The following is a 23,064-nucleotide window of genomic DNA, read 5'->3' on the forward strand; positions in this document are numbered from 1 at the left end:
TCGCGATGCTCAGCGGCTGCTCCAGAAGTTGTCGGCGACGCGTTCCCCCTGCAGCAGCTCCGAGAACAGGTCCTCCCACAGCGGCATCACCAGCTCCGGCGCGTAGGCGCGCGAGCTCTTCGCCGCCGCCTTCCCCATGCGCGCCCGCAGCTTCCTGTCGGCGATGACCCGGTTGAGCGCGGCCGCCAGCGCGTCCACGTCCCTGGGCGGCACCAGCACCCCGTTCACGCCGTCGGTCAGCACGTCGCGCGGTCCGGTCGGGCAGTCGAAGGCGACCACCGGCAGCGCGTGCGTCATGGCCTCGATCATCACCATGGGCAGGCCCTCGAAGCGCGAGCTCAGCGCGTACACGGAGGCGTTGGCGAGTTCCCTGTCCAGCTGATCGGCACGGCCGGGCAACTCCACGTGCGCGCTCAGCCCGTGCTGCTTGGCGAGCCCGCTGAGCTGCCCCTTGCGCGGGCCGGTGCCGCAGATGCGCAGCCGCCATTGCGGATGCTCGGCCACCACCTGGGCGAAGGCCTGGATGAGCAGGTCGAACCCCTTCTGCGGGACGAGCCGCCCGGCCGCGATCACGACGGGGTTCACCTGCTGGGAACATTCCTGGTCGCTCTGGGGGACGGCGTTCGGGATCTGCACGATGGGGGTCTGGGGCAGCAGGCGCTGGTATTCGAGCCGGTTGGTGCCGGTCAGCACGGTGATCGCGTCGAACCCCCCGTAGTGGCGGGCGATCTCCCGGCGGATGGTGTCGGGGTAGGCCGACAGGTTCATGTGCTCCTGGGCGACCTTGACGACGCTCTTGGGGGTACGGCGGGCGGAGATCAGGTTGAGCGCCGGCCGCGTGGTGACCAGGACGCCGTCGCGCAGCTGGGAGACGTACTCCATGGCGGCCCACTCCACCCGTTCGGTGAAGTAGTCGGCGGCGAACTCCCCGTGCGGCACGATCTTCCCGCGTATCCTGCGCCAGGCCTTGCGGGTGATCGAGTCGGGCTGCCGGCCGTCGCGCTGGTCCACCAGCGTGGTGAGGGCGACCCGCGGATCCAGCGAGAACTGCGGGGTGTCCCGCCGCCGCACCAGGCTGACCAGCTCGACCTCATGGCCCGCCGCGGCCATGGCGTTCGCCTGGTTGACGACCGTGCGGATGGTGCCGCCCATGCCGTAGGCGTGCAGCATGAGATAGCGGATCTTCACGAGAGGTACTCCCAGGTGCGGCAGATGGGCTTCAGCGCCTCGGGGATCTGCTCCGCGGCGGGCAGCTCGCGGGCGGGCTGGACGGTGCCGGATCGGATCTTGTCGCGCCAGTCGCCGAGCCCCTTCTCCAGGACGGGCTGCTTGCCGTACGAGAGCATCGCCGGCTCCCACTCCAGGTCCAGGAACGCGCAGATCTCGCGGGTGACGCGCTCCGGCTCGGCACTGAGCTCCTCGTACCTGACGGTCAGGCCGGGCAGCGCCGACCGGGCCCGCTGCACGGCCTTCATGTACCGCAGCGCGTCCAGCGCGGCCTCCTCGGCAGTGCGCTTGCCCGGGCTGGCCTCGTGCCAGGACGTGGCGATGGAGGCGGGATGGCGCAGCAGGAAGACGAAGCGCGCGTCCGGCCAGCAGGCGGCGATGCGCTGGTAGGCGAAGGCGTTCGCGGGGGTCTTGTCCACGATGTAGCGTTTGCCGCTGCGTACCAGCTCCCTGTGCAGGACGCGGTCCCACAGCAGATGCTCCAGATCGGCCTGGTTGTGGCCGAGCGCCTCCATCGCCTTGGTGGCGAGAGTGGTGTCGAAATGTACGCGCAGGCGGCGTACATGCAGCTCGTGAGGGGCGTGCAGGGCCGAGTGGGCGTTCAGGATCGAGCGCAGCAGAGTCGAGCCGGACCGCACGGGAGACAAGAGGAACACGGGGGCTTCGAGCAGCCGGTCGGTTAGCGGATCCGCGGGCGGTCTGATCTCGGGGACGGGAGGGGGAGAGGGCTCTTTCCCCGCCCGCTCGATCTGGAATCCGGTGAACCTGACCAGCGCTTTGTTCACCTTACGCTGCCAGTTCATGCCGAGGCAGACTACCGTCAGTTCCTGGCAATTACCTGGCAACGATGCGCTTCGGGCCGGCGGGGCGGCCTGACCTCGCGGTGGCGTACGGCCAGGGCGCCGCCCAGCCGCGGCGAAACCCTCCCGCGTCCGCCGGGTCGATGATCGAAACGGCTAGCCTGGCTACCGTGACGAGGGCGAATCTTCTGGTGATCTACACCGCTAGGATCGAGGAGTGCCGGGCGTTCTACGCCTCCCTCGGGCTGGACTTCCACGTCGAGCAGCACGGCGGCGGGCCGCCGCACTACGCGGCCACGCTGGATGACGGGCTGGTCGTGGAGCTCTACCCGGCCTCCGGGTGCGGGGAGACCGGCGCCCTGCGGCTCGGCCTCGAGGTGGACGCCCTTCCCGGCAGCCCACCAGGGCGGCAGGTGCTGCGCGACCCGGACGGCCGTGCGGTGGAGGTGCGCGTACGCGGCTGACGCGAAGGAGATCGGCGTGGACGAGACGGTCCTGGACGTGCTGGCCGGTCGGCTGTCGGCCGCGATGGGCAAGCCGTGGCAGGTCCGCGACGGCATGGCCAAGGGCCCGGGCGCGATCGGGGTCGTCCTGCGCGACGACCATTCGAGCAGCCCCAGCCATCTCGACCTCGACTTCGTGCTCGACGTCGACCGCCCCGGCGACACCACGATCAGCGACTGCGCCGTCGGCTACGGCGCCACCACGGAGGAGGCCGTCGCGCGGGCCGTGCAGGTGTGGCTGGACACCACCGGCAGCGCGATCCTCGAACTGCTCACCCAGGACGGCTCGTTCGCCGGCCACTTCGGCCCCGGACACCCCGACGGGTTCCCCGGCTGGCACGCCATCCACGGCGGCATCATCGGCTGGGGGACCGGCGACGACCACGACGCCGTCCAGCGGTGGGCGGTTCAGCACGTGCTGCTCCCGCACCTGGCCCCAGCGCTGAAGGGCACCTTCGAGCGCGACGAGCTGATCGGCGTCAAGGCGTTCTTCGGTGGCGGCGAGGGCGGCGAGACCGCCGAGATCCGCGTCAACGGCGACTACCACGAGGCGGGCTCGCGGGCGCTGGCCGACCTGGACTGGCCCCGGCCCTCGCGCGGTGTGTCCTACGCCCGCACGTTCGTGCTGCTCGTCCATCCCGAGTCGAAGCCATAGCGCGGCCACCTCGGCGGTGTACGCGGCCCAGTCCGGACGGTGGGCTCTTGCGCGATCCAGCGATTCATCGGCGGGTGCCGGCGCTCCGGTCGTACCCGCTGGTCCTGACGTGGTGCAGGTCCGCCGGGCGCAGAGTGATGGCCGTCACGAGCAGGCCGTCGGCGGCGAGCCAGCGGCCCGCGAAGCCGGTCAGCTCCCGGGCGAGCACCCGGGGGCCGGGGACGAGGAAGCGGGCCGTGAAGGTCCCCGTACGGGTGAGGGTGATGTGGGCCTCGTCGAAGCCCAGCCAGCGCCGCGTCAGCGGGAACCACGCCTTGTAGACCGCCTCCTTCGCGCAGAACAGCAGCCGGTCCCAGTGGACGCCGGAGCCGAGCCGGGCCAGGGCGGCGCGCTCCCGGTCGAGGGCGATGGCCGGCAGGACGCCGTCGGGGAGCGGCTCGTCGGGTTCGGCGTCGATGCCGACGGTCAGCGCGTCCAGGGAGACTACGGCCGCCCGGTATCCGGCGCAGTGCGTGATCGCTCCGGTCACCCCCGGCGGCCAGCCGGGAGCGCCGCGTTCGCCGGGCAGGATCGGGGCCGGGGGCAGCCCGAGCCGGGCCAGGGCGCGGCGGGCGCAGTGGCGGGCCGTGGTGAACTCGCGGCGCCGCTTGTCCACCGCGTCGGCGATGACAGCCTCCTCCTCGGCGAAGAGGGTCGCGTCCGGCGGGTCCTCGAACGCCTCCTCAGCGGCCACCCACGGCGGCAGGATCTTCTCGATCATGGCACGGGCAGGATATGCCGGAGCCGGCCGGGCGGGGTGGGGCGGGGCCGGAAATCCTTGACGATGCGCCTGTTCTCCGCGTATCCGATGTGCGGATCGCCGATGGCCGGCAGCGCGGTCATGCCCGGATCGTCTCCAGGGACTTGAGGATCGTCTCGGCCACGGCGGCGTTGTGGTCGCGGATGAAGAAGTGCCCACCGGAGAAGACGTGCAGCTCGAAGCCGCCGCCGGTGTGCGCCTCCCATGCCTGCGCCTCGGCCAGGCTCGTCAGGGGGTCGGCGTCGCCGGTCAGCGCGACGATCGGGCAGCCTGCCGGCGCCCCTCCGGCGAACCGGTAGGTCTCGATCGCCCGGTAGTCGGCGCGGATCGTGGCCAGCACCATCGCCCGCAGCTCCGCGTCGTCCAGCACCGCCGCCTCGCTGCCGTTCAGCGCCTGGAGATGCCGCACCAGGTCGTGGTCGTCGAGCAGGTGCAGCATCTCGTGGCGGACCCGGCTGGGGGCGCGCCGTCCCGACACGAACAGCGCCGACGGACCGTGGTCGCCGAGGGCCAGGGCGGTCTCGAACGCAACGAGTGCCCCCATGCTGTGCCCGAAGAACGCCCGCGGCCGGCCGTCTTCGGGGCCGAGCACGTCGGCGATGCGGCCGGCCAGAACCCGCAGGTCGTTGACGGGCGGCTCGTGGCGGCGCTCCTGCCTGCCGGGGTACTGGACGGCCAGCAGCTCGGCGGAGGGCGACAGCGCTGCCGACAGGCCGTGGTAGAAGCTCGCCGACCCCCCGGCGTGCGGGAAACAGATCACCTGGACGTCGCTGTCCGGCGACGGATGGGCGCGGTGGAGCCAGGGATTGGCACGCGTCACGACGTCTCTCCTTCAGTTCGGGGACGGGGAGCCGCGGAACTCGGCGGCGACGGAACGGATGTACCGGCCGTAGCTGGACGCGGAGAGCTCGCTGCCCAGCCGGTCGCAGGCGTCGGCGTCGATGAAGCCCATCCGGAGCGCGATCTCCTCCACGCAGGCGATGCGCACCCCCTGCCGCTGCTCCAGCACCTGGACGTACTGGCTGGCCTGGAGGATGGACTCCGGAGTCCCCGCGTCCAGCCAGGCGAACCCGCGCCCGAGGTCGACGAGCCGGGCCTTCCCGCGTTCCAGATAGGTGCGGTTGACGTCGGTGATCTCCAGCTCGCCGCGGGCGGACGGCTGCAGGTTCTTGGCGATGTCCACCACATCGTTGTCGTAGAGGTACAGACCGACGATCGCCTGGTTGGAGCGGGGGTTGGCGGGTTTCTCCTCGATGGAGACGAGTCTGCCGTCGGCGTCGGTCTCACCGATCCCATAACGTTCGGGGTCGCTCACCGGATAGCCGAACAGCACGCAGCCGTCCACGTCGGCCGTGTTCTGCTGGAGGATGTCGAAGAACGAATGGCCGTGGAAGATGTTGTCACCGAGGACGAGGGCCACCGAGTCGTCGCCTATGTGGTCGGCGCCGAGGATGAAGGCGTCCGCCAGGCCGACCGGCTCGGCCTGCTCCGCGTAACTGATGTCGAGCCCCAGATGCGACCCGTCGCGCAGCAGGCGGGTCAGCTGCGGCAGGTCCGCGGGGGTCGAGATGATCAGGATCTCCGTGATGTTCGCCAGCATGAGCGCCGACAGCGGATAATAGATCATCGGCTTGTCGTTCACCGGGAGAAGCTGTTTCGAGACGGCCAGGGTCAGCGGGTAGAGCCGGGTTCCGTGACCGCCCGCCAAAATGATGCCCTTCATGTCTGATTCCTTCGATGAAGACTCGTTAAATGGAAATCAATCAGTGGGGGTGAGCGTGATCCTGCTCGCGGCGTACCGTTCCACCTGCGCGCGGCTGTAGAGAAGCGGGAAATAGTCGCCCGACCGCCAGCGTTCGGCCAGATCCCGGTAGTGCGGGCTGCGCGGGTCGCCGGACTGGCCGGGGGCGTTCACCGCGCGGGAGTTGTCCCATCGGCCGACGTCGAGCACCATCTTGAACGACGCGCCGGACGACTGCTGGAAGGTGGACGGGCTGTAGGCGGAGGCGTCCACCGTGTACGCCGAGCCGCCCCGGGGGAAGGGGCCCACGCCCGCGCCGAGGGGATTCGTGAAAACGGTGTACTGCAGCGCCCCCCACCTCCACGTGCGAGGGTCGGCGCCGAGCCGCCCGGCGACCTCGCGGTAGGCGGCGGCCAGTGACGTCTGCAGCAGGGAGTCCCGCGCGGCCTTCCCGCCGGTCCCGAACCAGCGGTCCGGGTTCTCCAGCGCGTCGATCAGCAGGCGGGCGTCGATGAAAGGTATGGAGTCCGCCACCTCCGGCGGCAGCACGGCGCGGCGGAAGGCCGGTGCGAGATGGCGCGAGAACCACGACTCGAACAGCGCCGCCTCCGGCGAGTCCGCGTCCGCCACCCCGTCGTAGGAGCGGAGCAGCCGCAGCGCCCGCGTGGTGTCCGGGTCCGCGCTCGCCCAGTCGTCGGGCAGGCCGTCGAGCAGGCGCACGATCCGCCGCGCGGGCGCGGACACCTGGTCGGCCTGCAGGCGGATGGAGTCCTCGACCGTGCCGCGCGGGCTCGACGCGAGCACCTCGTCGATCCGCTGCCTGCGGTAGGGCGGATCCCACTCGAACCCGATCTGGTCGGGATGGTCCGCGGGGAGGTTGAACTCGTTCGCCGAGGCGACGAATCCCTGCCGCGGATTGTAGGAGCGGGGCAGGCGGGCGCCGTCGAGGAAGCCGTCCCACTCGTAGCGGCCGTCGCCCGGGACGGGCAGCAGGCCGTCGTAGCCGCCGCGCTTGGGGGTGAGGGCGCCGGGCACCCAGCCGATGTTGCCCGAGACGTCGGCGTACACCTGGTTCTCGGGAGGGCCGCCCCAGGAGCGCATGGCCGCCGAGAACTCCGCGAAGTCGCGGGCCCTCATGTACGTCATGCTGCCGAAGTAGGGGGACGTGCCGGGCTCCAGCCAGGTCGTGCGCACGGCGTACGCGAGGTTGCGCTGCCGGTCGATCTTGATCACGGGTCCGTGCCTGGTGAAGGGCAGCTCCACGTCGACCGGCGCCCCGCCCGCGACCGGCACCCGCTCGGCCGTCGTCCTGAAGCGCTCCCAGCCGCCGCCGTACCGGTACCTGCCCGGGTCGGCGGGGTCGAGCTCGTAGACGTAGAGGTCCTCCTGGTCGGCGCCGAAGATGGTCAGGCCGAACGCGACGGTGCCGTTGTGCCCCATCGAGATCCCGGGGAGCGCGGGCTCGCCGGCGCCGATGACGTCGAGCCCGGGGGCCGACAGATGGGCCATGTAACGCAGCGAGGGCACCGTCAGCGACCGGTGCGGATCGCCGGCCAGGATGGGGCGGCCCGTGGCGGTGCGGCCAGGCGAGATCGCCCAGCTGTTGCTGCCCCCGGTGTCCGCGGGGGTGGCGGGGGCCGGGCGTAACGCGCCGTTCTCGAAGACCACGCCCCGCGTGGCCAGCTCGTACGTCCGCAACACGTCCATGGGCACGTCGCAGGGGTCGAGCCCCTTGGGCACGGCGGTGGCGCGCTCGGGTTCCAGCCGCCAGAGCGCGGCGGAGGCCTTGGTCCCGCCCGCGCAGACGACGAGCGAGCGGAGCACCTCGCTGTAGACGTTCTTGGAGATGCCGTGGCTCCTGATCCGCACCACGTCCTCCGGACGCCACAGCGCGGGCGTGTAGCCGAGCTGCCGGAACTCGGGCGGCAGCTGCTCCGGGTTCCGCGCCAGCCAGCGCACGTAGGCGTTGATGCCCTCGGTGAAGCGGGTCGCGGCCTGCTTGGCTCCGGGGCCGTAGCTCGACCACTCCCGGTCCATGTCACCGCGGTACAGGAACATCCGCGCCGCTTTGTCCTGCTCCACGTAGGCGGGGCCGAGCACCGAGGAGAGCTCTCCCAAGCCGCGCCGCCGCCAGAGGTCGATCTGGAACAGCCGGTCCCTGGCGGCGTTGAACCCCTGGGCGAGGAAGAGGTCCTCGGTGTTGCGGGCGTAGATGTGCGGCACACCCCACCGGTCCACGATCAGCTCGACCGGCTGCCTGAGCCCCGGGACCGGCTGGGTCTCCATGTCCTGTGACCGCGCCGCGGCAGGCAGGGCCGTCAGCGCAAGGACGAGTCCGGCGGCCAGCGCCGTTCCGGCGCGCAGGCGTCTTCGCATGGCACAGCACCTCTCGTTCAACGCGGCTCGTATCCTTTGAGGGGCTTCCACCAGGCGTGGTGTTCCAGATACCAGTGCACCGTTTCCGCCAGTCCCTCGGTGAACGGGACGCGCGGCGCGTAGCCCAGCTCCTTCTGGATCTTGCTGATGTCCACGGAGTAGCGGAAGTCGTGGCCCTTCCGGTCCGCCACCGGCCGTACCATCGACCAGTCCCTGCCCATGATGTCCAGCACACGCCTGGTCAGCGTCAGGTTGCTCAGCTCGGTGCCGCCGCCGATGTTGTAGACCTCCCCGGCGCGCCCCTTCTCCGCGACCAGCGCGATGCCGTCGCAGTGGTCGTCGACGTACAGCCAGTCCCGCACGTTCGAGCCGTCGCCGTAGAGGGGCACCTGCAGCCCGTCCGCCAGGTTGGTGACGAACAGCGGGATGACCTTCTCCGGGAACTGGTAAGGGCCGTAGTTGTTGGAGCATCGGGTCACGCACAGGTCCAGCCCGTGCGTCCGGTGGTAGGCCAGGGCGAGCAGGTCGGACGACGCCTTCGACGCCGAATAAGGGGAGTTCGGCCGGAGCGGATCGTCCTCCGAGAACGAGCCCTCCGGGGTGGACCCGTAGACCTCGTCCGTGGAGACGTGCACGAACCTGCCGACGCCGGCCTCCAGCGCGCACTGCAGCAGCACCTGGGTGCCGAGCACGTTCGTCCGGACGAACTCCGCCGACTCCTCGATGGAGCGGTCGACATGTGACTCGGCGGCGAAATGGAGGACCAGGTCCACCTTGTCCATCGCGTCCCGCACGAGCGGCACGTCGGCGATGTCCCCATGGACGAACCGCAGCCGAGGGCTGTCCAGCACCTCCGCCAGATTCTCCAGGTTCCCCGCGTACGTCAGCTTGTCGAGCACCACGACCTCGGCCTCGGCCAGCGCCGGATAGTGCCCCTGGAACACCCTGTTGACGAAGTTCGACCCGATGAAACCGGCGCCACCCGTCACAAGAATGCGCATCCTCAGTCCTCTTCGTAGGCCCGATCCGGTCCGCCCGGCGGCGACTTCCATGACAGGACGCCCGCGGCGGCGTCGGCCAGTGAATTCGGGATATTTAGGGGGGACCGGCGCCGGAAAAAGCTCTTGGGTCCCGCCGCGCCGAACATTTAGGGGCCGTTTAGGGGCTGACGGGACGGCACCCGGCCGTGCCTGCCGAAACCCGGTAGGGGTGGTGATAAGGGTTGGTGTGCGAGTGGCGCCCATGTAGCGTTCTTGCTGATGAGACCGGCCGAATTCAGCGCCGTCTCGAAAATTCCCAGACGATCGGTCGCACCCGTGCCCACGGTTTGTGAGAGGTGGCGAACGTGCGAGAAAAGACCTCCTTTTCGGAATCAAATCCTTTTGAGGGCGGACGACGTTGCTGACTATCAGCTCCACCGGCTCACCTGTCATTCAGGAGGACCGCGAGCGCGATTTTCGTGAACCTGCCGTCCGCCTGGCCCGGCTGCTGGACGCCGGCTCCGTCGTGCCGCTGCACGAGGCGGACGCCAGCGGGGTGACCGCCGTACGCGGGCGCGTCGCGGGAAGGGATGTGATCGCCTACTGCACCGACGCCCTCAATATGGGCGGTGCGATGGGCGCGGAGGGCTGCCGCTGGATCGTGGCCGCCATCGACGCGGCCGTGCTCGAAGGCGTTCCCGTGATCGGCCTGTGGCATTCCGGCGGGGCCAGGCTGGCCGACGGCGTCGAGTCGATGGACGGCGTCGGAAAGGTGTTCCGCGCGATGACCCGGGCCTCCGGCCGGGTGCCCCAGATCTCGGTCGTCCTCGGACCGGCCGCCGGAGCCGCCGCCTACGGACCCGCGCTGACGGATGTCGTGATCATGTCATCCGCCGCCCGCATGTTCGTCACCGGCCCCGACGTCGTACGCACCGTCACAGGCGAGCAGGTCGACATGGAGTCCCTCGGAGGCTCCGGCGCCCACGGCCGCAAGTCGGGTGTGGCGCACGTGGTCGTCGAGACCGAGGCGGAGGCGTACCAGACGGCACGGCGCTTCACCGAGCTCTTCAACGGCCCGCGCTCCTTCGACCCGGACCTGGTGAAGGACGGCGTCGACCTCCGGGAGCTGCTGCCGGAGAGCCCGCGCCGCGCCTACGACGTACGGCCCCTGGTACGCGAGCTCGTCGACGACGGCGCGTTCGAGGAGCTGCAGCCGCGCTGGGCGGCCAACGTCGTCGTCGGCCTCAGCCGGCTCGCCGGCGGGACCGTCGGCGTCGTCGCCAACAACCCCCTGCGCAAGGGCGGCTGCCTGGACTCGCTCAGCGCCGAGAAGGCCTCGCGGTTCGTCCGCATGTGCGACGCGTTCGGCATCCCGCTGGTCGTGATCGTGGACGTGCCCGGCTACCTGCCCGGCGTCGACCAGGAGTGGGACGGCGTGATCCGGCGCGGCGCCAAGCTCCTGCACGCCTTCTCCGAGGCCGTCGTGCCTCGGGTCACCCTCGTGACGCGCAAGGCGTACGGGGGCGCGTACATCGCGATGAACTCCCGCTGTCTCGGGGCGACGGCGGTCTTCGCCTGGCCCCAGGCGGAGGTCGCGGTGATGAGCGCGGAGGCCGCCGTGGGCGTCCTGCACCGCAAGAAGCTCGCCGCCGCCCCCGACGAGGACCGCGAGGCGCTGCGGCTGAGCCTCGTCGAGGAGCAGATCCGGACGTCCGGCGGCGTGGGCCGGGCCCTCGCGCTGGACGTCGTGGACGAGGTGGTCGAGCCCGAGCACACCCGGCTGAGGATCGCCGAGGTTCTGGCCGCGTCGCCGGCGCGGCGCGGCGACCACGGCAACATCCCCCTCTGACCGCGCCCGGTGACCGCTCACCGTCCCAGTGGTACGGACGCGTGAGCGGTCGCGAAGTGTGATGGGAAAGGCGTACTGGCAGTGGCCAAGCAATCCACGGGAATCCTGGGAACCGGTTCGTACCTGCCCAAGGAAGAGGTCGCCAACGAGGAGGTGGCGGCCAAGGCCGGCGTCACCGCGGAATGGATCCAGCGGAAGACCCAGATCTCCTCCCGCCGCCATGCCGCGCCCGACGAGGCCACCTCCGACCTCGCCATCAGGGCGGCCAGGAACGCGCTGAGCCAGGCCCGCGTCGACATCGGCCAGATCGGCTACATCATCGTGTCCACCTCGACCGGTGACTCACCCCAGCCGCCCACCTCGTACCTGGTCCAGGACGCGCTCGGGGGGCGCGGCGCCGCCTGCTTCGACATCAACGTCGTCTGCAGCGGATTCGTGTACGCGCTGGCGCTGGCGCACAGCCTCGTCGAGCTCCGCCCCGGCACCTACGCGCTGGTCGTGGCCGCGGACGTGTACTCGCGCATCCTCGACGCCACCGACCGCCGGACGGCCGTGCTCTTCGGGGACGGCGCCGGCGCGGCCGTCGTCGGCCCGGTGCCGGAGCGGTCCGGGATCATCGGCTTCGACCTGTCCAGCGACGGCTCGGCCAGTCAGCTCATCAGGGTCGAGGCCGGAGGCAGCAGGCTTCCGGCCTCCCACGAGACGGTCGAGGCCGGCGACCACTTCTTCCGCATGGACGGCCGCGGCGTCCTGAACTACGTGATGGAGCACGTGCCGCCCGTCCTGGAAAGCCTGATGGTCCGCGCGGGCTTCCAGCCGCACGAGGTCGACGTCTTCGTGCCGCACCAGGCGAACGGGGTCATGGTCACCGAACTGGTCGAACGCGCCGGCCTCACCGGCGCGCGCATCGCCCGGACGCTGGAGCGCTACGGGAACGTGGGCAGCGCCTCGGTCCCCGTGGCGCTCGACGAGGCGAACCGGTCGGGCCTCATCAAGGACGGCGACCTCGTCCTGCTCGCCGGGTTCGGCGGCGGCATGTCCATCGGGGCGTGCCTTCTTCACTGGTCGGCGCCGACGGTGCCGGTGTCACAGGAGGCGTGATGAGCGAGATCCACAAGGTCGGCATCGTCGGCTGCGGCGTCATGGGCTCCGGCATAGCCGAGACGTGCGCCCGCGCCGGGCTCGACGTGATCGTCGCCGTGTCCGCGGAGGCGTCCCTCGCGCCCGCGCGGCGGCGCCTGACCGCGTGGCTCGACCGGGGCCTGCGCAAGGCCACCATCACCGAGGCCGAGCGGGACGCGGCGCTGGCCCGGGTCTCCTTCGTCACGGACCTCGCCGAGCTCGGCGACCGGCAGATCGTCTTCGAGGCCGTCCCGGAGAGCGAGTCGATCAAGCTCGAGGTGCTGGGCACGCTGGACAAGATCCTGGACGACCAGAACGCGATCCTCGCCTCGAACACCTCTTCCATCCCGATCATCAGGATGGCGCGGGCCACCAGCCGGCCCGCCCAAGTGGTCGGGGTGCACTTCTTCAACCCGGTGCCCGCGCTCCCGCTGGTGGAGCTCATCGGGTCGCTGCTGACGGCGGACGAGACGTACGCGCGAGCCGAGTCCTTCGTCGCCGGGACGCTCGGCAAGCAGGTGATCAGGTCGCAGGACCGCGCGGGTTTCGTGGTCAACGCGCTGCTCATCCCGTTCCTGCTGTCGGCCGTGCGGATGGTGGAGAGCGGATTCGCCCGCGCCGAGGTCGTCGACCGCGGGATGGTGCTGGGCTGCTCCCACCCGATGGGCCCGCTGAAGCTGGCCGACCTGATCGGCCTGGACACGGTGGCCTCGATCGCGGAGGCCCTCTACGAGGAGTTCAAGGAGCCGCTCTACACGCCCCCGCCGCTCCTGCTGCGCATGGTCGAGGGCGGCCTCCTGGGAAAGAAGACCGGCCGCGGATTCTACGAATACGCGTAGCGGCCGGGCGGACATCACAGAAAGGTTTTCGGACATGCAGATCCGCCAGCTCAGGGTGGACGGCGCGTTCCTGGTCGAGCCCAAGGTCTTCCACGACGACAGGGGCCTGTTCCTCGAGGCGTTCAGCCAGCCGGAGTTCCAGAAGGCGGTCGGTCATACGCTCTCGGTCGCTCAGGTCAACTGCTCGGTGTCGCGGCGCGGGACCATCCGCGGCCTGCACGCCACCGCGCTGCCGGGCCAGGCCCGCTACATGACCTGCCCGCAGGGCGCCATCATCGACATCCTGGTCGACATCCGGGTCGGCTCGCCCACCTACGGCGAGCACGTCGCGGTCGAGCTGAGCGCGGCGAACCGCAACGCCCTCTACCTGGCCGAAGGGCTCGCGCACGGGTTCGCGCCGCTCACGGACCAGGCCACGGTCGTGTACCTGTGCTCCAGCACCTGGTCTCCCGACACGTCGATCCAGATCGACCCCCTGGACCCGGAGCTCGCGCTGCCCTGGCCGCGCAGGCGCGATCTGCTGTCGGAGAAAGATCTCGCCGCGCCGTCCCTGCGCGAGGCCGAGAAGCTCGGGCTGCTGCCGGACTACACCGCGTGCCGCGCCCGCTACGCCGAACTCGAGGACCCCGCCCTCGTCGGCTGACGACGGGCGCGCAGAGGCAAGGAGCACAACCAATGATCCCCTTGTTCAAGGTGCCGATGTCCGACGAGGCGCCGGCCGCCGTCGCCGAGGTGGTCGGCAGCGGCCAGATCGGCCAGGGCGCCAAGGTCGTCGAGTTCGAGGAGGCGCTCGCCGCCAGGATCGGCAACCCCAGGGTGGCCACGGTCAACAGCGCCACCGCCGGGCTCCAGCTCGCGCTGCGCATCGTCGCCGGCGACGACGACGGCCAGGGCGAGGTGCTGTCCACGCCGCTGACCATGGAGGCCACCAACTGGGCGATCCTGGCCAACCGGCTGCCGATCAAGTGGGTGGACGTCGACCCGGCCACCCTCAACGTCGACCTCGACGACCTGGCCAGGAAGATCACCCCCAGGACCCGCGCCATCATGGTCGTGCACTTCGCCGGATACCCGGTGGACCTCGACCGGCTCGCCGCGATCCTCGACGAGGCCGAGGCCGCGTTCGGCTCCCGGATCACCGTGATCGAGGACTGCGCGCACGCCTGGGGCGCCACGTACCGCGGCGCGCGGATCGGCACCCACGGCAACATCTCCGTGTTCAGCTTCCAGGCCATCAAGCACCTCACCACCGGCGACGGCGGCGCGCTCGTGCTGCCCACCGACGAACTGCACGAGCGGGCCAGGCTGCTGCGCTGGTTCGGCATCGACCGCAGCGCGGACCGGCTGCGCAACCCGCCCGACGTGCCCGAGTGGGGCTACAAGTTCCACATGACCGACATCAACGCCTCGATCGGGCTGGCCAACCTGGCCAAGGCGGACGAGGTCGTGGCCAGGCACCGCGACAACGCCGCCTTCTACGACCGGGAGCTCGCCGGCATCCCCGGGCTGGAGCTGACCGAACGCGCCGGCGACCGCGAGTCCTCCTTCTGGATCTACCCGATGAAGGTGGATGACCGGGACGGGTTTCTCAAGCGCATGGACGCGGCCGGGATCATGGCCGGCAACGTGCACGAGCGGAACGACCTGCACACATGCGTGCGCGAGTACGCCGCCCTGCTCCCCGGCCTCGAGCGGGTCGCCAAGCGTGTGGTGTGCGTCCCCGTGGGCTGGTGGGTCACCGACGAGCAGCGCCGCCACATCGTGGACACCATCAAGGAGGGCTGGTGACCTCCGCCATGTCACCGGAGACCGCGATCGTCTTCCCCGGGATGGGCCCCGTCCAGTTCGCCGACGTCGCCGACTTCATGCGGGGCGACCCCGCGGCGCGGCGGCTGATCGCCGTGGCCGACGACGTCCTCGGCTACTCACTGGTGGACCGCTTCCAAGAGTCCCGGGGCGACTACACCGAGGCCGCCCAGGTGGCGTTCATGGCGAACTGCGTGGCCCTCGCGGACTGGGCCGAGCGGACCCTGGGCGTGGAGCCGGGGGTGTGCGTCGGCCCGAGCTTCGGCGGCAAGGCTGCCGCGGCGTATTCGGGCGTCCTGTCCTTCGAGGACGCCGTGCGCATGACGGCCGGGCTGGCCCGCTGCACGGACGACTACTTCGCCCACGAGCACCAGGACATCGTCACCCACTCCTTCGTGCGCACTCCGGAGCCCAGGCTGCGGGAGGTGCTGGCCGAGCTGGACGAGCGCGGCGAGTGGTACGACCTCTCCTGCTACATCGACCACGACTTCTACATGCTCTCCCTGGCGGAGCAGCAGGTGGAGTGGCTGCAGCAGCGGGTACGGTCCATCGGCGGGCTCCCGCTCTACACGATGCGCCCCCCGATGCACTCGGCCGCGTTCCAGCCGCTGCGGCGGCGGGCCGAGGAGGAGGTCTTCGACGGCCTGCGGTTCGCCGACCCGAGGCTCCCGGTGGTGGACGACCACGATGGCGCCCTGCTGACGACCGGGGACGGCGTGCGGACGATGCTGCTCGACGGCTTCGTACGGCCCCTGCGCTGGCCGGAGGTGGTGGCGGCGTTGCGGCGGCTGGAGGTCGCCAGGGTGTGCGTCTCCGGCCCGGACAGCCTGTTCGGCCGGGTCGCGGTCACCAGAGACAACTTCGCGGTGACCCCGGTGAACCCGAGACTGGCGATGATGCCGCGCCCGGCTTCGGTGGCCTAGCCCGTCATGCGACGAGGCCACGCCTCACACAGTGAGCGCGTGACCTCGTCGAGGGGTGTCAGCCGGCGTTCTCGGAAATCCTGCCCAGCGTCTTCCACAACACGGCGGGGTTCTGGAAGGTCTCCGAGGTCAGCGCGTCGTCCCGGAAACGCACCCCGTACGTGTCCTCCAGGGCGCCCAGCAGTTGCACGATGCCGAGCGAGTCGAGGCCGAAGTCCATCAGCGTGATGTCCTCCTGGAGTTTCTGGTCGGCCGGGAGAAAAGGCAGGTGCTGGCGCAGGATCTCCTCGAAACGATTGTCCCACATGGCGCGCGGACTCCTTTCTCGATCGAATTATCTAGACGTGACGTTATAGCGCGGAAATCCCGATGTCCACGGATTCAGCAAAAGAATCCGATAAACAATTCCGGGCCGGATCCGGAATAATTGTGGCCGGAGACGGCGAGGAGGAATAATGGCCGGAGAATCCAACCCCGCCCTCTACGAATTCTTTCTGCAGGGTCTGGTGAAGTCGCCCGGCAGGGCGGCGTTCCGGGTCGGTGCGGACACCCTGACCTACAAACAGGTCCACCGGCTGGCACTGCTGTGGGGCGGCGCGCTGCTGCGTACGTCACCGACCGCCGTCGGGGTGCTCGCCGCCAAGGGGACCGTCTCCTACGTCGGCATCCTTGCCGGCCTCTTCGCCGGGGTGACCGTCGTGCCGCTGCAGCCGGACTTCCCGGCCGCGCGCACCAGGCAGATGATCGAGGCCGCCGGGGTGTCGGCGCTCATCGTCGACGAAAAGGGGCGGAAGATCGCCGAGGAGCTGCGGGGTGAGGGCGTGGACGTCTCCGTCCTCGCGCCCGGCGCCGACCCGATCGACCTCGGAGACGCACTCCTGTGGCCCCGGCCGGTCCAGGCCGGCGACATCGCGTACGTGCTGTTCACCTCGGGCTCCACCGGGACTCCCAAGGGCGTGCCGATCACCCACGGCAACACCGGCCACTACTTCCGGTTCCTGGCCGGGCGGTACGACTTCACCTGCGACGACGTCTTCTCCCAGACCTTCGACCTGACCTTCGACTGCGCCATGTTCGACCTGTTCTGCGCCTGGGGAGCCGGGGCGACGTCCGTGGCCGTTCCACCGCACGCCTACCGCGACCTGCCGCGCTTCCTCGCCGAGCAGGGGATCACGGTGTGGTTCTCCACGCCGAGCGCGATCTCGATGGTGCGCAGGACCGGCGGCCTCGGCGCCGCGGCCATGCCGTTCCTGCGCTGGAGCTTCTTCGCTGGAGAGGCGCTGAAGTGCGCGGACGCCACCGACTGGCAGCGGGCCGCCCCCGCCTCCATCCTGGAGAACCTGTACGGCCCGACCGAGCTGACCATCACCATCGTCGGCCACCGCTGGTCCCAGGAGACCTCGCCCGAGCTCGGCGTCAACGGCCTGTCGCCGATCGGGTTCGTCAACGACGGCCACGACCACCTGCTGCTCGACGACGAGGGACGGCCGACCGACACCGAGGGCGAGCTGTGGATCACCGGCCCGCAGACCACCCCCGGATACCTCGACCCGAGGCAGGACCATGGCCGGTTCGTCGAGCGCGAGGGCCGCGTCTGGTACAACACCGGCGACCGGGTCCGGCGCGCGGCCAACGGCGAGCTCGTCTACCTCGGCCGGGGCGACGCCCAGGTCCAGGTGCAGGGCTGGCGGGTCGAGCTGGCCGAGATCGACCACGCCGTACGCGGCTGCGACGGCGTCGAGGACGCGGTGACGGTGAGCACCACGGCCGAGGACGCCACCGCGCTCGTCGTGTTCTACACCGGGATCCCCACGCCGGCGGCCCACTTCGCCGCCCAGCTCCGCAGGACGCTGCCGGCGGGCCTCATTCCCCGGCACTACCACCACCTGGACGAGCTGCCGCTGAACCCCAACCGGAAGGTCGACCGGGCCGGGCTGCGGGATCGGGCCGCGGAGCTGGCCGGCGGCTAGCCGGGACAGCGGGGCTCAGCGGCCCCGCATCCCGCGGCGCAGCGAGAAGATCATGTCCTCACGCATCTTCTTCGTGATCTCGGCGTGCGCGATCACCGACGCGCCGTGGAAGGTCCCCGGATACAGCACGAGCTCCGTCGCGACCCCCGCCTGGACGAGCCGCTGGGCGTACTCCATGCCCTCGTCGCGCAGCGGGTCGAACTCGCACACCACCACCAGCGCCGGGGGCAGGCCGGTGAGGTCGCCGGCCCGCATGGGCGCCGCGTACGGGGACACGTCCGGTCCTCCCGGAACCGGGCCGCCCTTGAGGTAGTACTGCCACATTGCCTCGTTGTTGCGGCTGTTCCAGCTGGGAGTGTCGACGAAGTCCCGCATGGACCTCGTCGTCATCCGATCGTCCAGCACCGGCACGTCCAGGAACTGGAAGCAGATCTCCGGGCCGCCGCGGTCGCGGGCGAGGAGGGAGACCGCCGCGGACAGGTTCCCGCCGGCGCTGTCACCGCCGACCGCGATCCGCTCGCGGTCGACGCCGAGCTCCCCGGCCGCGGAGTGCAGCCACGTCAACGACGCGTACGTGTCCTCCAGCGCGCCGGGGAACGGGGTCTCGGGGGAGAGCCGGTAGTCGACTGACACGACGACGGCGCCGACCCTGTCGGCGATCTCCGTGCACCGGGCGTCGAACACCACCAGGTCGGAGGCGACGAATCCGCCCCCGTGCAGGTAGAGGAGCGCCGGCATGGGCCGGTCGGCGGCGGACGGCCGGTAGAGGCGGACCTTCACCGGGGGAGCGTCCTCGGGGCCGGGGATCTCCAGATCGCTGATGTCCACGGCGTGCTCGGGCGTGTACTGCGGGAGTTTCTCGTGGAAGGCCCGCTCCTCCTCGGGGGTGAGGGTGATCTCCCGGTTGACGACCTGGGAGAGTTCGACGTCGGGAATCATCGATGCCCACGGCGCGAGCTCTGAGTCGATGTTGTAGCGCATGCGATCATCCTCCGTGCCGGAGCGGCGCCGGGTCATCCGCCGAGTGGCCGCGGCCGGGCGGGTCCGCCCGGCCGAACGGCGGTGGTCATTTACTGCGCGGTGGCGCCGCCGTCGATCGCCAGTGCGGCGCCGGTGATGAAGGCCGCGTCGTCGCTGAGGAGGAACGCGACGAATGCGGCGATCTCCTCCGGCTGCGCCGCGCGTCCTGAGGGGTTGGGCACCCGCGCCTCCAGCGGCCCGTCCAGCGGCGCCCCCAGCAGGTTGCGGAACAGCGGGGTGTCGACGTTGCCGGTGACCAGCGCGTTGACCCGTACGCCCCGCTCGGCGTTCTCCAAGGCGACGGCCCTGGTCAGCCCGACCACACCGTGCTTGGCGGCCACGTACGGCGCCGCGCCCGGGATCGCCGCGCAGCCGTAGGTGGAGGCGTTGGTCACGATCGAGCCGCCGCCGGAGGCCAGGATCGCCGGAACCTGGTGCTTGAGGCCGTAGAAGACACTGGTGAGGTTCTGCTCCAGGTCCGCCCGCCAGTGCGCCTCGTCCACGCCGGACACCAACCCGGTCCCGTTCACGCCGCCGACGTTGTTGAACGCCCCGTCCAGCCGGCCGAACTCCGTCATCGCCGCCCGCACCACATGCTCGGCGTCGGCCTCCACCGTGACATCGGCCCGGACGAACCGCGCCCGGCCCCCCTTCGCCTGGATGTCGGCCGCCACCTGCGCGCCGACGTCCTCGCGCCGGGCCGCGATCACCACGGCGCCGCCGTCGGCGGCGACCCGCTCCGCGACCGCCTTCCCGATGCCAGAAGTCCCTCCTGTGATCACGACGACCTTGGAAGTCAGGCCAGCGGCCACGTCTCATCCTCCCGCAAGCTAGTTGTCCGACGGTTCGCGGAACCGGTTGATCTGATCGATGTGGCGGGCGCGGAACTCGGGGTCGTCGACCCCGAGGCCGGCACGCGGCGCCAGGCACAGGACCCCGACCTTGCCGCTGTGGGCGTTCGCGTGGACGCGGCGGGTCGCCATCCCGACCTCGTCGAGGCCGTAGACGGCGGACAGGGTGGGGTGGATCGCCCCCTTGGCGATGAGCCGGTTGGCCTCCCATGCCTCCCGGTAGTTCGCGAAGTGGGTGCCGACGATCCGCTTCAGCGCCATCCACAGGTAGCGGTTGTCGTACTGGTGCTGGTAGCCGGAGGTGGAGGCGCAGGTGACGATCGTTCCGCCGCGGCGGGCCACGTACACGCTGGCGCCCATCGTCTCCCGGCCCGGGTGCTCGAAGACCACGTCGGGGTCGTCGCCGCCGGTCAGCTCCCGGATCCGCGCCCCGAAGCGCTTCCACTCCTTGGGGTCGGGAGTCTCCGGGTTCTTCCAGAACCGGAAACCCTCCTCGGCCCGGTTGATGACCAGCTCCGCTCCCTGGGCCCGGACCAGCTCCGCCTTGTGGTCGCTGGACACCACGCACACCGGGATCGCCCCGGCGCGCAGGACGAGCTGGGTGGCGTACGAGCCGAGCCCGCCCGCGGCGCCCCAGATGAGCACCACGTCGCCCACCTTGATCTGCGCCCCGTTGCGCGAAATGAGCTGGCGGTAGGCCGTGGAGTGCACCAGGCCGGAGGACGCCGCCTCCTCCCAGGTCAGGTGGGCGGGCTTGGGCATGAGCTGGTTCGCCTTGACCAGGCTGAGCTGGGCAAGCCCGCCGTAGTTGGTCTCGTACCCCCAGATGCGCTGGTCGGGGTCGAGCATGCTGTCGTCGTGGCCGTCGGCCGAGGAGAGCTCGACCGACAGGCAGTGCGCCACGACCTTGTCACCGGCCTGCCAGCGGTGCACCCCGGGGCCGGCCTTCAGCACGACGCCGGACATGTCCGAACCGAGCACGTGGAAGGGCTGATCGTGGATCCCGGCCGAGGGCACCGCCTTGGCGTAGCGCTTCAGGAAGCCGAACGTGTGCATCGGTTCGAAGATGGCGCTCCACACCGTGTTGTAGTTGATGCTGCTCGCCATCACCGCGACGAGCACCTCGCCGGGACCGGGCTCCGGCGTGGGCACGTCGGACAGGGTCAGCGACTTCGCCGGATCGCGGTTCTCAGCCGGGATGTCGCCGAACATGTCGATGTCGTCCTGGAGCACGACCGCCGCCTGGTAGCTCTCCGGGATCGCGAGGTTTCTGAGCTGCTCGGCGTCGTACTCCTCGGACAGGAGGACGTCTCTGATTTCCTTCATCGATTCTCCTTGGCGGGCGTTCGAGCGGGTTGGGGTCAAGGGCCGGCGACAGGACGCGCGGCCCGCCGGATCAGGACGCGCCGAGCTGGTCGTCCAGCGCGGCGAAGAGCTCGTCGTCGGAAAGGTCGTCGACGTCCCGGTCGGCCTCCTCCGCCGCGCCGTTCACCCCTTCGGCCGCGTGCAGGATGGCCCGGAACCGGTCGCTGATCTGCGCCCGGTCCCCGGGGGACAGGGCCTGCTCCCGCAGCAGCCGCTCCATCTCGTCGAGCTGGGCGAAGATCGAGCCCGACGGCTTCTCGGGCACGAGCCTGTCCTGGACGAACCGGGCGAGGGCGACCGGGCTGGGATAGTCGAAGACCAGGGTGGCCGGGAGCTTCAGGCCGGTCGCCCGGCCGAGCCGGTTGCGCAGCTCCACCGCGGTCAGCGAGTCGAACCCGAGCTCGTTGAACGCCCGGTCCGGCTGGACCGGGTCGTCCGAGGTGTGCCCCAGCACCGCCGCGGCCTCCGCACGTACCAGGGACACCACCATGCGCTCCCGCTTGGCCGGCGGCAGGTCGGCGAGCCGCGCCGCGAAAGCCGTACCGTCGTCGTCGCCCTCGGCGGCCGCCGGGGCGTCGAGCGCCCGCGTGAACTCGGGAATCGCGCTCACCAGGGGGCGCGGGCGCGCCAGCGCGAAGGCGGGCGCGAAGCGTTCCCAGTCGATGTCGGTCACCACCAGGTGGCCTTCGCCGCTGCCCAGCAGCTGGCCGATGGCCATCGCCGCGGCGTCGGGCGCCATCGGCCGCAGGCCGCTCTTGCCCAGCTGCTCCCCGGCGGCCTCCATCATCCCGCCGCCGCTCCAGCCGCCCCAGGCGATCGAGGAGCCCGCGAGCCCGCGGATCCGCCGGCGCTGCGCCAGCCCGTCGAGGAACGCGTTGGCGGCGGCGTAGGAGGCCTGACCACTCGATCCCCAGACGGCCGCACCGGAGGAGAACATCATGAACGCCTCCAGCGGCCGGTCACCCAGGAGCTCGTCCAGGTTGATCGCGCCGATGACCTTGGAGCGCGCGAAGCCGGCGAAGTCCTCCAGCGTGGTGTCGGCCACGAGCACGTCGTCGTGCCCGACCCCCGCCGCGTGCATCACCGCCGTCAGCTCAGGGAGCGACTCCAGGAGGTCCCGCGCCGCCGCGCGGTCGGCGACGTCGCAGGCGGCGACCGTGACCGCGGCACCCAGCTCCGTCAGCTCCGCCTCCAGCTCCGCGACGCCTTCGGCACCGTGGCCGCGGCGGCTGACCAGCACCAGGTGGTCGGCGCCCTCCCGGGCGAGCCACCGCGCGACGTTCGCTCCGACGCCGCCGGTGCCGCCGGTGACCAGCACCGTTCCGCGCGGCTTCCAGCTCTGCGCCGGATCCGCCCCGCCGTTCGGCGAGGGCACCATGCGGCGCGCCCGTACGACGCCCGAGCGGATCGCCACCTGGTCCTCGCCGCTCGTGCCCGCGATCACTCCCTGGAACAGCGCGATGTCCTCGGCTGCTGGGGCAGGGGGAAGGTCGACGATGCCGCCCCAGGTGTCCGGGTGGTCCACCGCGAGAACCGCCCCGAGGCCCCAGACGGAGGTCTGGAACGGGCTGACGGATTCGGTGGCCTCGTCGAGGGCGACCGCGCCGGACGTGGCCAGCCACAGGGGCGCGCTCACCTCGGCGTCGGCCAGCGCCTGCACCAGCGTGACGGTCGCCGCGGCGCCCCGGGACAGCGTCGGGTATTCCTCGTGGGGCTCGTCGTCGAGCGGCAGGAGACAGAGCACACCGGTCAGCCCGGGCCGGGCCTCCGCGCGTATGGCTTCAGCCAGCGCGGCGCGGTCCTCGCCGCCGACCATCAGCGGATGAACCCGGGCAGCCTGTGCGGACAGGGCGTCCAGGACGTCCCGGATGATGCGCGGGTCCCCGCCCGCGGCGGGCACGGCCACCAGCCACGCCGTACCGGTGATCCCTGCCGCGTTGGGTGCGCTCACCCCGCGCCACACCAGCTTGTAGCGCCAGTCGTCGAGCACGGACCGCTTGCGCTCCGCGTCCCGCAGGGAGGACAGAGCGGGAAGCACGGTCCTCAAGGCATCGGCGTCCACCTTCAACCGGGTGGCCAGCGACTCTGTCTCCGCCGATTCGAGCGCCTCCCAGAACCCGTCGTCCCGGGGCCCTTCCGCCCTGTGCCCGTGGGCCGGCGGTTCGAGCCAGTAGTGGTGGTGTTGGAAGGGGTAGGTGGGCAGGTCGGTGGTGGTGGCGCCGGTGTTGGTGAAGAGGT

The 23,064-nt window shown here is 70.9% G+C and carries 22 protein-coding genes; 9 read left to right on the forward strand and 13 right to left on the reverse strand.

Annotation, left to right across the window (positions count from 1 at the left end; translation table 11 throughout):
* Nucleotides 1–9: 9 nt before the first annotated feature.
* Nucleotides 10–1,188, reverse strand: coding sequence for a glycosyltransferase family 4 protein (locus tag ACTMTI_RS35065; RefSeq protein WP_441124966.1), 1,179 nt, complete (start codon nt 1,186–1,188; stop codon nt 10–12).
* Nucleotides 1,185–2,030, reverse strand: coding sequence for a sulfotransferase family protein (locus ACTMTI_RS35070; RefSeq protein WP_441124968.1), 846 nt, complete (start codon nt 2,028–2,030; stop codon nt 1,185–1,187). The genes ACTMTI_RS35065 and ACTMTI_RS35070 overlap by 4 nt, the downstream gene beginning before the upstream one ends.
* Nucleotides 2,031–2,197: 167 nt before the next feature.
* Between ACTMTI_RS35070 and ACTMTI_RS35075 the strand changes: the two genes are divergently transcribed.
* Together ACTMTI_RS35075 and ACTMTI_RS35080 are read left to right on the forward strand one after the other, a co-directional pair.
* Nucleotides 2,198–2,491 (forward strand): VOC family protein, encoded by a 294-nt coding sequence (locus ACTMTI_RS35075; protein WP_441124969.1) that lies wholly within the window; start codon nt 2,198–2,200, stop codon nt 2,489–2,491.
* A gap of 16 nt (nt 2,492–2,507) precedes the next feature.
* Nucleotides 2,508–3,185, forward strand: coding sequence for a DUF6348 family protein (locus ACTMTI_RS35080; RefSeq protein ID WP_441124970.1), 678 nt, complete (start codon nt 2,508–2,510; stop codon nt 3,183–3,185).
* 64 nt (nt 3,186–3,249) lie between these two features.
* Here ACTMTI_RS35080 and ACTMTI_RS35085 read toward each other — a convergent pair whose 3' ends face one another.
* Genes ACTMTI_RS35085 through rfbB form a run of 6 tightly spaced genes read right to left on the reverse strand, consistent with a single transcriptional unit; the run spans nt 3,250 to nt 9,102 of the window.
* Complete coding sequence (locus ACTMTI_RS35085) at nt 3,250–3,945, reverse strand: 4'-phosphopantetheinyl transferase family protein (protein WP_441124971.1); 696 nt, start codon at nt 3,943–3,945, stop codon at nt 3,250–3,252.
* Nucleotides 3,942–4,067, reverse strand: coding sequence for a hypothetical protein (locus ACTMTI_RS35090; protein ID WP_441124972.1), 126 nt, complete (start codon nt 4,065–4,067; stop codon nt 3,942–3,944). Before ACTMTI_RS35090 ends, ACTMTI_RS35085 begins: the two co-directional genes overlap by 4 nt.
* Complete coding sequence (locus ACTMTI_RS35095) at nt 4,064–4,804, reverse strand: thioesterase II family protein (protein ID WP_441124973.1); 741 nt, start codon at nt 4,802–4,804, stop codon at nt 4,064–4,066. The genes ACTMTI_RS35090 and ACTMTI_RS35095 overlap by 4 nt, the downstream gene beginning before the upstream one ends.
* 12 nt (nt 4,805–4,816) lie before the next feature.
* Nucleotides 4,817–5,707, reverse strand: a complete 891-nt coding sequence (gene rfbA / locus ACTMTI_RS35100) for a glucose-1-phosphate thymidylyltransferase RfbA (RefSeq protein WP_441124974.1) — start codon at nt 5,705–5,707, stop codon at nt 4,817–4,819.
* Between the two features lie 36 nt (nt 5,708–5,743).
* Nucleotides 5,744–8,101: a penicillin acylase family protein gene (locus ACTMTI_RS35105; RefSeq protein ID WP_441124975.1), complete on the reverse strand. Its 2,358-nt coding sequence runs from the start codon at nt 8,099–8,101 to the stop codon at nt 5,744–5,746.
* A gap of 17 nt (nt 8,102–8,118) precedes the next feature.
* A complete protein-coding gene (gene rfbB / locus ACTMTI_RS35110) occupies nt 8,119–9,102 on the reverse strand; it encodes a dTDP-glucose 4,6-dehydratase (RefSeq protein ID WP_441124976.1) in 984 nt (327 codons plus the stop codon).
* Between the two features lie 400 nt (nt 9,103–9,502).
* On the opposite strand from rfbB, the gene ACTMTI_RS35115 reads away from it, so the two are divergent.
* From ACTMTI_RS35115 to ACTMTI_RS35140, 6 genes are all read left to right on the forward strand, one after another.
* The gene (locus ACTMTI_RS35115; protein WP_441124993.1) at nt 9,503–10,930 is read left to right on the forward strand and encodes an acyl-CoA carboxylase subunit beta; all 1,428 of its coding nucleotides are present in this window, start codon (nt 9,503–9,505) and stop codon (nt 10,928–10,930) included.
* Between the two features lie 81 nt (nt 10,931–11,011).
* Nucleotides 11,012–12,031 carry a 3-oxoacyl-ACP synthase III family protein gene (locus ACTMTI_RS35120; RefSeq protein WP_441124977.1) on the forward strand — a complete coding sequence of 340 codons (1,020 nt, stop codon included), beginning with the start codon at nt 11,012–11,014 and terminating at the stop codon, nt 12,029–12,031.
* A complete protein-coding gene (locus ACTMTI_RS35125) occupies nt 12,031–12,891 on the forward strand; it encodes a 3-hydroxybutyryl-CoA dehydrogenase (protein ID WP_441124979.1) in 861 nt (286 codons plus the stop codon). Before ACTMTI_RS35120 ends, ACTMTI_RS35125 begins: the two co-directional genes overlap by 1 nt.
* A 34-nt stretch (nt 12,892–12,925) precedes the next feature.
* A complete protein-coding gene (gene rfbC, locus ACTMTI_RS35130; protein WP_441124980.1) occupies nt 12,926–13,534 on the forward strand; it encodes a dTDP-4-dehydrorhamnose 3,5-epimerase in 609 nt (202 codons plus the stop codon).
* A gap of 32 nt (nt 13,535–13,566) precedes the next feature.
* Nucleotides 13,567–14,679, forward strand: coding sequence for a DegT/DnrJ/EryC1/StrS family aminotransferase (locus ACTMTI_RS35135; protein WP_441124981.1), 1,113 nt, complete (start codon nt 13,567–13,569; stop codon nt 14,677–14,679).
* Nucleotides 14,676–15,620: an ACP S-malonyltransferase gene (locus ACTMTI_RS35140; RefSeq protein WP_441124982.1), complete on the forward strand. Its 945-nt coding sequence runs from the start codon at nt 14,676–14,678 to the stop codon at nt 15,618–15,620. Before ACTMTI_RS35135 ends, ACTMTI_RS35140 begins: the two co-directional genes overlap by 4 nt.
* 58 nt (nt 15,621–15,678) lie before the next feature.
* Here ACTMTI_RS35140 and ACTMTI_RS35145 read toward each other — a convergent pair whose 3' ends face one another.
* A complete protein-coding gene (locus ACTMTI_RS35145; protein ID WP_441124983.1) occupies nt 15,679–15,927 on the reverse strand; it encodes a phosphopantetheine-binding protein in 249 nt (82 codons plus the stop codon).
* 148 nt (nt 15,928–16,075) lie between these two features.
* On the opposite strand from ACTMTI_RS35145, the gene ACTMTI_RS35150 reads away from it, so the two are divergent.
* Nucleotides 16,076–17,590 carry an AMP-binding protein gene (locus ACTMTI_RS35150; protein WP_441124984.1) on the forward strand — a complete coding sequence of 505 codons (1,515 nt, stop codon included), beginning with the start codon at nt 16,076–16,078 and terminating at the stop codon, nt 17,588–17,590.
* Between the two features lie 15 nt (nt 17,591–17,605).
* Here the strand turns inward: ACTMTI_RS35150 and ACTMTI_RS35155 are convergent, their stop codons facing one another.
* The 4 genes from ACTMTI_RS35155 to ACTMTI_RS35170 form a co-directional block, all read right to left on the reverse strand.
* Nucleotides 17,606–18,571 (reverse strand): alpha/beta hydrolase, encoded by a 966-nt coding sequence (locus ACTMTI_RS35155; protein WP_441124985.1) that lies wholly within the window; start codon nt 18,569–18,571, stop codon nt 17,606–17,608.
* An 89-nt stretch (nt 18,572–18,660) separates the two neighbouring features.
* Nucleotides 18,661–19,422, reverse strand: coding sequence for an SDR family NAD(P)-dependent oxidoreductase (locus tag ACTMTI_RS35160; protein WP_441124986.1), 762 nt, complete (start codon nt 19,420–19,422; stop codon nt 18,661–18,663).
* 18 nt (nt 19,423–19,440) lie between these two features.
* Nucleotides 19,441–20,787, reverse strand: coding sequence for a crotonyl-CoA carboxylase/reductase (ccrA, locus tag ACTMTI_RS35165; protein WP_441124987.1), 1,347 nt, complete (start codon nt 20,785–20,787; stop codon nt 19,441–19,443).
* A gap of 70 nt (nt 20,788–20,857) precedes the next feature.
* On the reverse strand, nt 20,858–23,064 hold a 2,207-nt coding region (locus ACTMTI_RS35170), incomplete at its 5' end, for an SDR family NAD(P)-dependent oxidoreductase (protein ID WP_441124988.1).

This window comes from Nonomuraea sp. H19, assembly GCF_052068215.1.
Lineage (GTDB): Bacteria > Actinomycetota > Actinomycetes > Streptosporangiales > Streptosporangiaceae > Nonomuraea.